This window comes from Hydrocarboniclastica marina (assembly GCF_004851605.1).
Lineage (GTDB): Bacteria > Pseudomonadota > Gammaproteobacteria > Pseudomonadales > Oleiphilaceae > Hydrocarboniclastica > Hydrocarboniclastica marina.
On the sequence record NZ_CP031093.1, the window covers coordinates 2,147,055 to 2,160,441 of the forward strand.

General features: G+C 56.5%; 11 protein-coding genes. 5 read left to right on the forward strand and 6 right to left on the reverse strand.

The window, feature by feature from the left end; translation table 11 throughout:
* Positions 1–33: 33 nt before the first annotated feature.
* Positions 34–1,092, reverse strand: coding sequence for a protease SohB (sohB, locus tag soil367_RS09615; protein ID WP_136548899.1), 1,059 nt, complete (start codon positions 1,090–1,092; stop codon positions 34–36).
* Positions 1,093–1,402: 310 nt separating this feature from the next.
* Here sohB and soil367_RS09620 point away from each other — a divergent pair, with 310 nt between their 5' ends.
* Entirely contained in the window at positions 1,403–1,717 is a 315-nt protein-coding gene (locus soil367_RS09620) for an SCP2 sterol-binding domain-containing protein (RefSeq protein WP_136548900.1), read from the forward strand.
* Positions 1,718–1,781: 64 nt separating this feature from the next.
* Here the strand turns inward: soil367_RS09620 and soil367_RS09625 are convergent, their stop codons facing one another.
* Positions 1,782–2,432: a multidrug transporter gene (locus soil367_RS09625; protein WP_136548901.1), complete on the reverse strand. Its 651-nt coding sequence runs from the start codon at positions 2,430–2,432 to the stop codon at positions 1,782–1,784.
* Positions 2,433–2,459: 27 nt separating this feature from the next.
* Complete coding sequence (locus soil367_RS09630) at positions 2,460–4,169, reverse strand: FimL-related protein (protein WP_136548902.1); 1,710 nt, start codon at positions 4,167–4,169, stop codon at positions 2,460–2,462.
* A gap of 560 nt (positions 4,170–4,729) precedes the next feature.
* Here soil367_RS09630 and nhaB point away from each other — a divergent pair.
* Positions 4,730–6,229 carry a sodium/proton antiporter NhaB gene (gene nhaB, locus soil367_RS09635; protein ID WP_136548903.1) on the forward strand — a complete coding sequence of 500 codons (1,500 nt, stop codon included), beginning with the start codon at positions 4,730–4,732 and terminating at the stop codon, positions 6,227–6,229.
* Positions 6,230–6,263: 34 nt separating this feature from the next.
* Here the strand turns inward: nhaB and dnaQ are convergent, their stop codons facing one another.
* From dnaQ to soil367_RS09650, 3 genes are all read right to left on the reverse strand, one after another.
* Complete coding sequence (gene dnaQ / locus soil367_RS09640) at positions 6,264–7,004, reverse strand: DNA polymerase III subunit epsilon (protein ID WP_136548904.1); 741 nt, start codon at positions 7,002–7,004, stop codon at positions 6,264–6,266.
* Positions 7,005–7,100: 96 nt separating this feature from the next.
* A complete protein-coding gene (gene rnhA / locus soil367_RS09645) occupies positions 7,101–7,562 on the reverse strand; it encodes a ribonuclease HI (RefSeq protein WP_136548905.1) in 462 nt (153 codons plus the stop codon).
* A gap of 134 nt (positions 7,563–7,696) precedes the next feature.
* Entirely contained in the window at positions 7,697–8,485 is a 789-nt protein-coding gene (locus tag soil367_RS09650; protein ID WP_172962313.1) for a class I SAM-dependent methyltransferase, read from the reverse strand.
* Positions 8,486–8,716: 231 nt separating this feature from the next.
* Here soil367_RS09650 and gloB point away from each other — a divergent pair, with 231 nt between their 5' ends.
* The 3 genes from gloB to soil367_RS09665 all read left to right on the forward strand — a co-directional run bounded on the left by gloB (position 8,717) and on the right by soil367_RS09665 (position 13,376).
* Positions 8,717–9,520, forward strand: a complete 804-nt coding sequence (gene gloB, locus soil367_RS09655; RefSeq protein WP_172962314.1) for a hydroxyacylglutathione hydrolase — start codon at positions 8,717–8,719, stop codon at positions 9,518–9,520.
* 266 nt (positions 9,521–9,786) lie between these two features.
* Positions 9,787–11,505, forward strand: a complete 1,719-nt coding sequence (locus soil367_RS09660) for a LysM peptidoglycan-binding domain-containing protein (RefSeq protein WP_136548907.1) — start codon at positions 9,787–9,789, stop codon at positions 11,503–11,505.
* A gap of 71 nt (positions 11,506–11,576) precedes the next feature.
* Complete coding sequence (locus soil367_RS09665; RefSeq protein WP_136548908.1) at positions 11,577–13,376, forward strand: extracellular solute-binding protein; 1,800 nt, start codon at positions 11,577–11,579, stop codon at positions 13,374–13,376.
* Positions 13,377–13,387 lie beyond the last annotated feature (11 nt).

Consider the following 13,387-nt stretch of genomic DNA (forward strand, 5'->3'; position numbering starts at 1 on the left):
CGATTTATCCGGGCCGGACAGTCAGCCGGGAAACTACCCGCCAAAACGGCCGCCCCGGACTAGCTCCGCCATTCCCAGAAATAGCTTCTCGGCTCCAGCACTGACGCCAATACCGATCTTTTCGGACAGACTGTGATGCCGTTCGTAGCTGACTTTATAGACGTCCGCAGCCGCGCACGCTTCGATGAGATACTGGTCTGATGTCATCAACTCGTCGACCAGCGAAACTTCGAGGGCACGCTGGCCAAACCAGATGTCGCCAGTCGCCACCTCATCTATTGCAACTGCGGGCCTGCGTTCAGCGACGTATTGTTTGAACAGCGTATGGGTGTCCTGCAGATCATCCAGAAACTTCTCCCTACCTTTCTCTGTGTTTTCGCCAAACACAGTGAGCGTCCGCTTGTGCTCGCCAGCAGTGAGAACCTCATAGTCGACATCATGCTTCTTCAGAAGCCGGTGAAAGTTGGGTAACTGGGCCACAACACCGATAGAGCCCACCACCGCAAAGGGTGAGGCTACTATACGGTCCGCCACACAGGCCATCATATAACCGCCACTGGCAGCGACCTTGTCAACACAGGCCGTAAGCGGCAGTTTTGCCTGACGTATGCGGTCCAGTTGAGCCGCCGCCAGTCCATAGGCATGAACCAGTCCACCACCGCTCTCAAGCTTTACAACGACGCGGTCGGTGTCAGGTCTGGCGACCGCAAGTACAGCACTGATGCACTGCCGGAGGCTACGGGTGTCACTGGCCTTGATGTCGCCGTTGAAATCCAGCACAAATACGCGAGGTCTCAGATCCTGATCACTGGCGTTCTCGCTCGACTTCGCGCTTTTGCGCTTCTGCTTTTCGTCTTTCTTTTGCCGCTTGAGCCACGCTTTGCGCTCGTGCGCTGCCAGCATTTTGTGCTGAACGGCTTTCTTCATACTGTCGAACTTGTCGTTAAGTCGCTCGACGCGTATTTCGCCATCCTGATGCCGGTGCCGGCTACGCTGGGTCACCGAGACCAGCGCAATGATAACCACAAGAACCGCCGCTACTATCGTCACAGCCTTGGCCAGAAAAAGACCGTAGTCAGTCAGAAACTCCAATGTGTTCTCCTACCGCCATGTTAAAACAAACCCGACTGCAGACAGGTCCGCAAACCCCGCAGCATACCAGCCTGGAAGGCTTTTTGGGCCGTGCTCCCTGTTCAGTTCGTCACAATATTAAAACAAGCGTTTGATCGAGCTTGACACTACGCACCGTCGCCCCTAAAGTCAGGCAGGTTTTACGCGCACGTTTTGACGGCATGTACCGATTAAGCATTACCAATGCGCTTACTGAGGCAGTGCCCGTCTTCCCCGCTCTTCGAGATGGGCCGGGGTTCGCTGAAAGTCATCCTGGAAGAAGGAACAGAGTATGTCCGTGAGAAACACGTTTGAACAGATGGAAAAGAACTTCAATCCTGAGGCAGCTGCTGGTCTGGATCTGGTCTTCCAGTTCGACATCGAAGATGACCAGCCCTACCACCTGATCATCAAGGATGGTACCTGCGACCTCAAAGACGGCCCACACCCTGATCCGTCTGTCACCCTGATCATGAACTCCGAGACGCTGAACGGTATCGTCAGCGGTGAGACTGACGGCATGCAGGCGTTCATGGCCGGCCAGCTTCGCGCCGAAGGCGACATGATGCTGGCGACCAAGCTGGGCGAGCTCTTCAGCGTTAACTGATCGCTTCAGCAAAAAAAATCCCCGGGTCTCGGCCCGGGGATTTTTTTATGCTCAGAAAAAGTTTTCACTGCCAGTTAGAAACCGCTGACCTGGCTTCATCGTTAACAGCCACAGCATTGATACCGTTCTGGCCCAACAACACGTTGTAAATTGCATTGTTGCGCAAGGGCATGTACGTGGCACTGCCGAACTGGCTCTCAACCAGAGGCAGTTCCAGCTTCTGGTCCAACGCCCAAAAATCTACCCAGCCGCCGCCTGCCAGGCCATGCACCGTCGGCCTTCTGTTCCGGGCTTCTTCCAACGCCATATAGCGCCCGCTTAACCTCTCCAGCTTGTAGGCCGGCTTCAGCCCCAGCCACTGCAACGGACCGGAGAACCGGAGTACGCGTGCATCAAGCTGCCACTGATCGCCTTCAAGGAGATACGCCTGCCGACCGCCGGGCAGCGCTTCAGAAGCGAGGCTCAGCGACCATTGCTGAGGTCCGGCCTGACGTATGGTTACTGTGGCGACTGTTTCCTGCTGGCTTAATCGGTAGTAGCTGGTGAGGTCCCACGCGAGCAGAAAAAGAAAAACCCCCAGCAGTATAAAACTGAAGGCTGCCGTTCCTTTCAGCCAGCCGAGCAGCCACCGGGGGCGAAGAAAGAAAAGCAAGCCCGCGAGGGTCAATACAGCAGCCGCGACAAACAGCCACACCGTGGCACTTCCGGACATCATAGACGCTTCCTGGTCGGCGACGGTTGCTTAAAGCCCGATTTCCTGCAGTGAGCTCTGGGCAAGTTTCAACAGATCCGGGTTGCGATCGCCTTCGTTACCCAGCCCTTCTATATAGTACTCCAGCGACGTCAGTGCATCTGCCAGCGCTTCGAGCACTGCGGTGGAGGGACTGCCCTCACGGGCCAGCAGTTCGCTTTCGATGCTTTGCGCAACGCGGGCAAGCACCTCTGCCGCTTCGTGATCCTCAAGCATGAAGAGCCCGCCCCAGATACTCCGGAGCGTACCCGGCAGATTGGCCAGGTGCATGCGGTCAAAATCTGACTCAAGAAACGCTGTAATCGCTCTCTTTGCCAGCGTCAACGCCGCGCGCGCCTCATCCGTAACGACTATAAGAGCCTCTCTCACGTACAGGCTGACTTCGTCTTTTGGATCGGTCTTGGCCAGCCGGTCGCTGTCCATGGTGATGCCGTGGGATACCATGAGTTTCGCGGCGTCTTCTATTCCCAGTACGGCATCAGCCACGCTGTACAGTTCAGTCTCGTTGGGGATGTGTTTGTCTTTGCTCCACTGCTTCAGCTTGACCGACTCCTGGGCCGCTATCGTACTGAGCTTGGTCAGATCGAGTATCAGCAACGTATTACTCAAACGGTCCAGCGACCCGGCAATCGCTCCGAGCTCCCCCGCATCCGGATCGATTCCACGCTCGATAATATCGAGCTTGTCCTTGAGCTGGTTGATCTCCTCCAGCAGTGCTTCTGATAGTGGCTTTAACACATCAGCACCGGGGCCATACAGGCGCCTGCGCCGCATCAGCAGTTGCTGTTCACTCAGCTCTGCCGGAGCGATCCCATAGGCATCGAGAACCTGGCGAACTTCAGGATTGGCAGAACCGCTGCGGAACAGAATATAGACAAGATCCCGGTAGAGGGAATCAGGAGCCGCCTTCTCGAGCGCATTCCGGCCAACTACGGCGGTCTCCTTAATGTAGCGCTCAAGCCGCATCAACAGCCGTTTCCGGGGCTTTTCTGCACCGATGTCCCGATCAATCATTGCCTGTAGAACGGTCGCTACCAAACACCAGACCTGCCCCATGGGCGCGCCGTTACTTAAGCGGGCCATGCCTATCGCAGCTCGCCCGATGAGCTTTTTGCCGACGATAAGGTTCCGATCGCGCAAAAGACACAACAGCCCTATCTGGTACATGAGGCGGAAACGCCGGGCATGAATCCTAAACTCCTCGGCCGTCGCAGGCTCCAGCGCTTTAAACTGGTACACCGCGCAAAAATCTGGCCGGCGTTCCGGATCGGCCTCGAAAAAGTACGAATCTGCGTAGGGCTTCTGCCTTCCCGCTTCACGAAGCTCGTTGATACTCGGCAACAACAGTTCGGGGTGATCTGCCCGTTCGCGCTGATAGTATTCGATGTAGCGACGTAACGTGAAAAGCGCATTACTCAACGCAGTCAGCAGATGGTTCTTGTCGTTGGCAGCACCGACGGGTATCTCATTCGCGAGCCCGACCGCTTCCTGGCATAACAGGGTACCCCCGCGAAGTTCGACGAGAATAAAAATGCCCCGCAGTTGATTCAGAAAATCAACACAGTTCTGGAGGTCTTCGCCGCTCTCGCGGTTCTCCTGAAAGCGCTCCAGCCCCTGCTCCGCCTCGCGGATAGTATTCTCTATCTCGCCTTTTACCAGGTCGAAGGACTGCGATTTCGTCGCTATTGACGATTGGACCATATAAAAACGCTTCCTGATTGTCTTGGCGAAGGTACGTTACCCTCTAGCCAGATCGGTCATTCGCTCGAATACAGACGCCAGATTTACCTGGCCCGCAACGGGACTATCTGCATGGGAGAGCACTGGAAGAACCTGGGAGAAGTGAAGCCTCAGGTTCCACAACAAATCCTCTGCGAGCCCGGGAATCGTAAGCGGAGCGTTTGGAAAGCTGAGCGCTCCGGCGGGGGTCGCGATCCGGGGTTCTGAGTGCACGCCGGAACAGCCGGTTGAGAGTGGTTATGTGCCTGGGGTACATCCGCCCAGGAAAACGCGACCAAAGTTTCAGCTCACCTAACTTATAACACAAAATCTCGAATCCCCATGAAATCCACCTGCCCTCCGCTATTAGCCGAATACAGGGTCGGCAATACGTACACCCGGCACGTTTATTCCGAAGCATTCACCCCGAACTTGACGCTTCAAGGGTGCGACTCTCAAATCTTAGTCTATTATCGACAATGTTTCCGGCCTCAAGTAATTTACGCAGCCCATCACCGATCAGTTCAGAGGAACACCCCGTAATGATCACCACTTATCCCCAGGCGATTTTTGCCAACTTCCTTGGTAAAGCGCCCGCCTGGTATAAACAGGTTATCGTGCTCTTTCTCTTTATAAATCCGATCGTCTTTGCCCTTGAGCCCTTCCTCGCCGGCTGGCTGCTGATTGTCGAGTTCATCTTTACCCTGGCTATGGCGCTTAAGTGTTATCCCCTGCAGCCGGGCGGCCTACTCGCCATTGAAGCCGTTCTCATCGGCATGGTCGCCCCAGCCACCGTCTTCATGGAAGTGCAGAAGAATATAGAAGTCATCCTGTTGCTTGTATTCATGGTAGCGGGTATTTACTTCATGAAAGACCTGCTGCTGTTCGCGTTCACTAAGATACTGGTAGGAATTCGCTCAAAATCAGCCCTTGCGCTGTTTTTCTCATTAACGGCTGCTTTCCTCTCAGCGTTCCTCGATGCGCTCACTGTAACTGCCGTGGTCATCAGCGTTACTGTCGGCTTTTTCGCGGTCTACCATAAGGTAGCTTCCGAACAGACCGGCCAGGCCAATTACGACTACGGCACAGATAAAGGTGTGACGGAGCTGCACCGGGCAGACCTGGAATCCTTCAGAGCCTTTCTCCGCAGCTTGCTGATGCATGCGGCGGTAGGAACAGCCCTGGGTGGCGTGGCAACCCAGGTTGGCGAACCACAGAACCTGATCATTGCAAAACGGCTGGGCTGGGACTTCGTCGAGTTTTTCAAGCACATGGCGATCGTATCGCTGCCGACGTTACTCGTGGGGCTCACTACCTGCGTACTGTTGGAAAAGACCCGTGTGTTCGGTTACGGCGAACGCCTGCCCCGTGCGGTTCGAAAAATTCTTGAAGACTTCGCCCGCACCGAACAAAACAAGATGACCCTCCAGCACCGCAGCAACCTGGCCGTTCAGGCGGTGGTTGCCGTCCTGCTGATCCTTGGTCTGGCTTTTCATGTCGCAGAGGTCGGGCTGATCGGCCTGATGGTCATCGTTTTGGTCACCAGCTTTACCGGCATCGTCGATGAACATCAGATTGGCAAGGCATTTCAGGAGTCGCTGCCTTTCACCGCATTGCTGGTCGTCTTCTTCACCGTGGTGGGTGTAATTCACGAACTGCACCTTTTCCAGGGCATCATCGACCTGGTGCTTAGTCTTCCGGTCGACCGCCAGCCGGGCATGCTGTTTCTTGCCAACGGCGTGCTTTCCGCGATCAGTGACAACGTCTTTGTGGCGACGGTTTACATAGACGAGGTAACGAAGGTTTTCGAGGCGGGCCTGATTTCGCGGGAACATTTCGAAAAGCTGGCGGTTGCGATAAACACCGGTACGAATCTGCCCAGCGTGGCGACGCCAAATGGCCAGGCAGCGTTTCTCTTTCTGCTGACCTCGACCATTGCTCCGCTGGTGCGCCTTTCCTACGGGAAAATGGTCGTCATGGCGTTGCCCTACGCCATCGTTATGGGCGCGACTGGGTTTATCATGGTCGAGTTCTTCCTCTAGATTGCGATCAGCGGCCCCGGAGAGCGCCTGCAGCCTACTCCGGGGCTCTTTCCGGGGCTCTTTCCGGTGCGCTTTCAAGCCCTCTCCAGATCGGTGTGGCCCCACCTTTCTCTATCTTTGCCAGCATTTCCTGATGGGCTTTTTGCTCTTCGATACTGGGCCGTATGACCCGCAGCCTTTTTCGCTCGGAAGAAACCCGACGCAGGGCCGAGACGGCGCCCTCCTCGGTATTTCCGGCATCGAGCGACAGGGCGGTCTGGCCGCCGGTCATGGCCAGGTACACATCGGCTAGTATTTCGGCATCGAGAAGGGCCCCGTGCAGGTCCCTGTGGCCGTTATCTACGCCGTATCGCTTGCAGAGGATGTCCAGATTGTTCTTCTGGCCGGGATGCTTCTTGCGTGCCATCGCCAGGGTGTCGGTTATCCGGCACACGTCCCGTGTTTTCTTGAAGCCCCGGTTAAGCAGGCCAAACTCGTAATCCATGAAGCCCAGATCAAACGGGGCATTATGAATAATGAGCTCAGCACCTTCGATGAAGGACCAGAACTCATCTGCGACCGTTGCAAATGGAGGCTTGTCGGCAAGGAACTCATTGGTGATGCCATGAACCTCGATGGCGCCGTCGTCCACGTCGCGTCCCGGATTAACATACACATGAAAATGTCGTCCGGTTAGCTTTCGCTCAATCAGCTCCACGCAGCCCACTTCGATGATTCGGTGGCCTTGCTGGAAATCGAGCCCAGTGGTTTCGGTGTCGAGTACAATTTGCCGCATCGGGTATGTTCCGTTCGTCGTCGGGATGAGCATGGTGCGCATACGGGCGGTTTTGTTCAGGTAGAGTCAACCGCCGGAATTAATGTAGCAGAGAGTTCAGCCTGTGCGAGCGGTGGTTTTTGCACGTACCTCGTCTACGCCTTTGTTCGCCAGCTCGTCGGCCAGGTCATTGCCGGGATGACCCGAATGCCCTTTTACCCAGTGCCAGGCGATCTCGTGTGGTCCCGCCAATTCATCCAGCTGCTGCCACAGATCAGCATTCTTGACCGGCTTCTTGGCTGCAGTCCGCCAGCCGTTGCGTTTCCAGTTCTTCATCCACTCCATAATGCCTTTGCGCATGTACTGCGAGTCTGTGTACAGCGCAACCTGACAAGGCCGGCGTAACTGTTTCAAAGCCTCGATAGCCGCCATCAACTCCATTCGATTGTTCGTGGTGACCAGTTCACCGCCATGGAGCAGTTTGCGAGCGTCTCCATACTCGAGAACAGCGCCCCACCCCCCGGGTCCGGGGTTCCCTTTGCAGGCTCCATCGGAGTAAATAACGACTTGTTTTGGCATTAATCAGATTCCTGTTGGTCCCGCTACCGGTTCGGCATGGCTTAAGGCCGGCGTTTATCGAGCCGTGGGCGCATGCGATCAGGCATAGGGCCGAGCCTGGGTCCCAATGGGGACCACAGTGTCCGGACCGGACACTAGCGACTCGGTTCTTTTGGGTAGTGTGCAGGCCGGGAGCGATTCGCAACGGGCATTGCAATGACGTTCTTCCGGATCCAGGCCGGACGCTGGCGAATCCTGGCCCCGACCCGCTTTTCAGCAACCATGAGGTAGAAGGCACCGCCGGGAACACTATGGCGGTCGCAGAACCGATCAAGCGCCGCCAACCTGTTGATAAGGCGGGGACTGTGTAACGGAGGCCGATAAAAGCCAAACTGCTTTTCTTCCACGACGAAATCCAGGACTTCCAGCCAGTCTTCTATTCTGCCACGGGACAGAAAACGGCCTCGCCAGGGCCCGGTGGGTCTTTTTGCCACCAGCCTGCGCCAGCCCCAGAGGCTGACCGGATTGAAACCGATAATGAGCATGTGGCCACCACCGCGCAGGACACGCGAGGCCTCGCGCAAAGCCTGATGGGGATGGGAAGTAAAGTCCAGGGTGTGATGAAGTATGACCAGATCGATGCAGTCATTGGGAAGCGCCAGCTCTTCAGGTGCGCAGACCACTTCGCCGTCGCCCAGTTCATTGCTCCAGGTCCCAACGGAGGAAAATCGGTGACCGAAGTTGCCGACCGATCCCACTTTGAACGAGGGTGAAATGCCGACTTCCAACTGACGGAAGCCAAAAAGATCGCTTGTGATTTTAGCAACCGCCCGACGCTCTGACTCGATCAGCGCAGTTCCCAAAGGAGCCCCAAACCAGCCATCCAGTTGCTCGCACAACGCTTGATTCTTGAGGCACAGTGCCTCGAACTTTATAGCTGCCATTGCAAGAAATCCCCCGATCGGCCGCGTCCGTCCTGGTTCGGAACAAAAAAGCACTTGGTCCGCAACAACAGCACTTATCGCCCGGGCAAACCACATCCGATTAAGCTGAACCAGCATCCCACCTTGGGTTCGGTTGGACTGTGCCCTATGATACCACCTAATAATGCAGCCGCGGGCCAGCCCGGAAAAGCCCCGGAATTCCGCCTGCGGTAGACGGCCAAGGAGTTACCCATGTCTTTTCGCCTGGAGCCCATTCCAGCTTTTAGCGACAACTACATCTGGTGTTTGAGTAACGACCAGGGCCAGGCGCTGATCGTTGACCCTGGTGAGGCCGATCCGGTGCTTGACTACCTGGAACAGAATAACCTGCAGCTTAACGCCATTTTTCTCACCCATCATCACTTCGACCACAGCGGTGGGATCGACAAGTTAAGAGAACGCTTTCCGGTCCCGGTTTACGGCCCTGTCGATTCCCCCTGCGGAAAGGTTAGCGTTGAGCTGGAGGATAGCGAAAGCGCTGTTTGGGACGGCCTGGAGTTTCGGGTGATTGCGATTCCCGGGCATACCCTCGATCACATTGCTTTTTTCTGCGCGGACGAGCGCCTGGACCAAGCTGTTTTATTCTGCGGCGATACACTCTTTGTGGGCGGCTGCGGCCGCCTGTTTGAGGGCAGCCCGGAACAGATGCAACGTTCTCTTGCGCGACTGCGGGCACTTCCTGACGAAACGCTGGTCTGTTGTGCCCATGAGTATACGCTGGCGAACCTGGCCTTCGCCCAAGCGGTTGAGCCTGAAAACCAGAAACTTTCTGAGTTTCAGGTTCACTGCCAACAGAAACGGGACCAGCACCAGCCCACCGTTCCTGGCCGCCTGGAACTGGAGAAAGAAGTGAACCCGTTCATACGCTGGGACGCGCCGGCAGTGTGTGAAGCCGCTATCGAATTTGGCTACAACCACGGGCTTCGTGTCGATCCGGCGATGCCCGAAACCATCTTCGCTGCGGTACGTCTCTGGAAAGACCAGTTTCGGGGTTGAACCCTGGCTCGGCTGGAAATCTTTCCCGTAACGTCCATACTCCAGTAAACAGATTGCAGTGAACAGATTGTGCCAGGCATACGGGTGACACAGCCATGCAGAAGCTGAGGCCATTCCGCGTAGTCAGCTCGGAAACCTTACATTGACCGTTACGTAAACCGTTGACTAGACTTCGACTTTTCAGCCGGCTGCTATATTTCAACCGTCTCGCCTATAAACTGAACGCCGCGTTATACCAACGCTGGCGATTGATGTGATGCCCCTCTATGAAGAACCGACTATCGCTGATTCTGGTCCCTTTCCTGCTTGCAGGAACGCTTGCCGGTTGTCAGTTTCTCCCCGCAGGCAATAATACTTCGCCCTCGGCTGATGCAGCGGAGTTGCTGGATTCAGAGCAGCAGGTGATTTCGGCTGGCGACGACCAGCTCAGGACAGCCGTGAACCGCGGTACGGGAAACGGCACCACCGAGCTGGACCAGAGTATCGACGCAGACTTGAAAGCGCAGGCCAGGAACGCCCGTGCGCAGCTCGAGCATGGCCTGTTACAGGTACAGTCTGACAGCGCTGATCCGGCAGATATATGGCACCGCCTGCGCACGCACCTCAATATGCCGGTCGACCTCGAAGAGCCGCGCGTCAAAGCTCAGCTGGACTGGTACCGAAAGCATCCCTCCTACATAGACCGAACGGTTGCCCGCGCCAGTCGCTACCTCCACCATATTGTCGATGAGGTTGAAGCGCGCAACGTTCCCGGCGAATTCGCGTTGTTGCCGATTGTTGAGAGCGCTTTTGACCCGTTCGCATACTCGCATGGCCGCGCCGCTGGCCTCTGGCAGTTCATCCCGTCCACGGGTCGGGTTTTCGATCTCAACCAGAACTGGTGGAAAGACGGCCGTCGGGATGTACTTGACTCGACCGCCGCCGCGCTCTCCTATCTTGAGCGGCTGTCGGGCCAGTTCGACGGCGACTGGGTCCTTGCCCTGGCCTCCTACAACAGTGGCGCTGGCACGGTCAGAAAAGCCATTCGCTACAACCGCACGCGCAACCAGCCGACGGATTACTGGCACCTCGACCTGCCTCGGGAAACCAGCGAATACGTGCCCAAGCTGCTTGCCCTGGCCGAGATATTCCGAAATCCCGAGGCGCATGGCATAACCTTGCCGCCGCTGGCCGACAAACCTTATTTCGAGGTGGTTGACACTGGATCCCAGATTGATCTGGCCCAGGCGGCGAAACTGGCCGATGTGGAACTGGAAGAGCTCTACCTCCTGAATCCGGCTTTCAACCGCTGGGCCACCGACCCCGCTGGCCCTCACCGGCTGCTGGTTCCGGCTGAACGTGCTGCTGAATTCCGCACAAAACTGGCCCAGACACCGCCTCAAAAAAGGCTGAACTGGGCCAGTTATCGGGTCGAGAGCGGCGACTCCCTCATACGCATCGCCCGCAAATTCAATACAACCCCAGGCGTAATCCAGGAGATCAACGAAATAGAAGGCAACCTCATACGGGAGGGCCAGCGATTGCTGATCCCACGTGCCAGCAGCTCAGGGTCAGCCTATACGCTCAGCGCTGAACAAAGGCTCGCGACAAAGCAGAGCCGGCAGGCAAACGACGGCAGGAGCAAAGTGGAGTATCAGGTAAAGAAGGGTGACAGCTTCTGGAAAATCGCGCGCCAGTTCAAAGTTGACATGCAAGCCCTGGCCAAGTGGAACGGCAAGGCACCAGGCGACCCGCTCTTCCCTGGCCAGAAACTCGTTATCTGGAAGAAAGCCGGGCAAAACTCGGTTGCAATGTCGGGGAACCGCGGCGACATGATCCGTAAAGTGGGCTACCGGGTACGCAGCGGGGACTCGCTCTACCTGATAGCCAGCCGGTACAACGTTCAGGTCAACGATATTGTCAGCTGGAACGAGATCAACCCGAAGCAGTATTTGCAACCTGGGGACCAGTTGACGCTCTTTGTTGATATTCGCCGCAGCCCCTGAGAGTATGCGTACGGCGAGACTAACGTATACCCGGCGGCCGCCTGGCCGCATTGCTGAGATGGATCGTACCCATGCACATAGCCAGGAATCTGTTGGCAGTACTATCGGCCTTCTTTATTCTTGTACCGCCAGTCCATGCCGCCGCCCCCGAGCCCAGGCACGGCATAGCAATGCATGGCGAGCTCAAGCATGGCCCTGATTTCGAGCACTTCGATTACGTCAATCCAGACGCACCCAAAGGTGGCGAACTGAAGCTCGCCGTCACCGGCAACGGCTTCGATACGTTCAACCCCTTCGTCTTACGCGGCGTAGCTGCAGCAGGCGCCAATGCCTATCTATACGATACCCTGCTCTCACAGTCCGAGGATGAAGCCTTCTCGGCCTATGGTTTAATCGCGGAAAAGGTTCAGGTCCCGGAAGACCGCAGTTGGGTCACGTTTCACATCAATCCCCAGGCGACCTTTCATGATGGCGAACCCATCACGGCGGATGACGTGATTTTTTCGTTCGAGACGCTCACTGAGAAAGGTCACCCTTTCTATCAGGCTTATTATGCGGACGTGGCCGAAGTCAAGAAGCTCGACGATCTAACGGTCAGGTTCAACTTCAAAGACACGACAAATCGCGAATTGCCGCTCATCCTCGGCCAACTCCCCGTGCTGCCCAAACACTACTGGAAAGACCGTGAATTCGGGGGCGCCTCGCTTGAGCCACCCGTAGGCAGTGGCCCTTATGAGATAGACAGCTACGAAGCTGGGCGGACGGTCACCTACGGCCGGGTGGACGACTACTGGGCAGCCGACTTGCCGGTCAACAGGGGCCGCTACAATTTCGACAAGATCCGTTACGAGTACTTCTCTGACGACACCGTTTCCATGGAGGCCTTCAAAGCTGGTATCTACGACTTCCGTGAAGAGACCAGTGCCAAAAGCTGGGCCACCGCCTATGAAGGAGAGAAGTTCACAGAGGGTGAGTTCAAAAAGGAAGAGATTCACCACGAACAGCCGGCGGGAATGCAGGGCTTTATCTATAACACCCGCCGTTCGGTATTCCAGGACCCGCTCGTTCGCCAGGCGCTGGCTTACGCTTTCGACTTTGACTGGACTAACCGCAACCTCTTCTATGACCAGTACAGCCGAACCAACAGTTATTTTGAAAACAGCGAGCTGGCGTCTACCGGCCTGCCCTCGGGCGCCGAGCTCAAGCTCCTGGAGCCACACAGAAAAAATCTGCTACCGGCAGTCTTCGAGCAGGAATATCGGCCACCCTCTTCGGACGAAGAAGGCGAAATGCGCAAGAATCTGGCGCGGGCTGTGCAGCTGCTGGACCAAGCCGGCTGGGGTTTCAAGGACGGCAAGATGGTCAACCGCAAAACCGGCGAGCAGCTCAAGTTCGAGATTCTGCTGGCCCAGAAAACCTTCGAGCGGGTAGTCAGTCCCTTCATCAACAATCTCAAGCGGCTGGGCATCGATGCCGACATGCGTCGCGTTGATACGACTCAGTACGTCCAGCGTATCCGCAATTTTGATTTCGACATGTTTATCATGTCGATCGGTCAGTCGAACTCACCGGGCAACGAACAACGCTCGTTCTGGTCATCGGAGGCGGCGGAACAACCCGGTTCCCGTAACTATGCCGGCGTAAGCGACCCTGTGGTTGACGACCTCGTGGACAAAGTCATCCAGGCTCCTGATCGTGAGGCCCTGGTTGCGCGGACGAGAGCCCTGGACCGCGTTTTGCTCTGGGGCCATTACGTTATCCCCCAGTGGTACCTGCCGTACCGACGTGTTGCGTATACATCGGAGCTACAGCGCCCGGAGACTTTGCCGGCGACGGGCGTCAGCCTCGACACATGGTGGTACGAGCAATAGCCGGAACGCCA

What these genes read in the sequence shown, in the direction of transcription:
- soil367_RS09620 (WP_136548900.1), top strand. Translation starts at nt 1,403, where the DNA reads ATGTCCGTGAGAAACACGTTTGAACAGATGGAAAAGAACTTCAATCCT.
- soil367_RS09625 (WP_136548901.1), bottom strand. Translation starts at nt 2,432, where the DNA reads ATGATGTCCGGAAGTGCCACGGTGTGGCTGTTTGTCGCGGCTGCTGTA.
- soil367_RS09630 (WP_136548902.1), bottom strand. Translation starts at nt 4,169, where the DNA reads ATGGTCCAATCGTCAATAGCGACGAAATCGCAGTCCTTCGACCTGGTA.
- nhaB (WP_136548903.1), top strand. Translation starts at nt 4,730, where the DNA reads ATGATCACCACTTATCCCCAGGCGATTTTTGCCAACTTCCTTGGTAAA.
- dnaQ (WP_136548904.1), bottom strand. Translation starts at nt 7,004, where the DNA reads ATGCGGCAAATTGTACTCGACACCGAAACCACTGGGCTCGATTTCCAG.
- rnhA (WP_136548905.1), bottom strand. Translation starts at nt 7,562, where the DNA reads ATGCCAAAACAAGTCGTTATTTACTCCGATGGAGCCTGCAAAGGGAAC.
- soil367_RS09650 (WP_172962313.1), bottom strand. Translation starts at nt 8,485, where the DNA reads ATGGCAGCTATAAAGTTCGAGGCACTGTGCCTCAAGAATCAAGCGTTG.
- gloB (WP_172962314.1), top strand. Translation starts at nt 8,717, where the DNA reads ATGTCTTTTCGCCTGGAGCCCATTCCAGCTTTTAGCGACAACTACATC.
- soil367_RS09660 (WP_136548907.1), top strand. Translation starts at nt 9,787, where the DNA reads ATGAAGAACCGACTATCGCTGATTCTGGTCCCTTTCCTGCTTGCAGGA.
- soil367_RS09665 (WP_136548908.1), top strand. Translation starts at nt 11,577, where the DNA reads ATGCACATAGCCAGGAATCTGTTGGCAGTACTATCGGCCTTCTTTATT.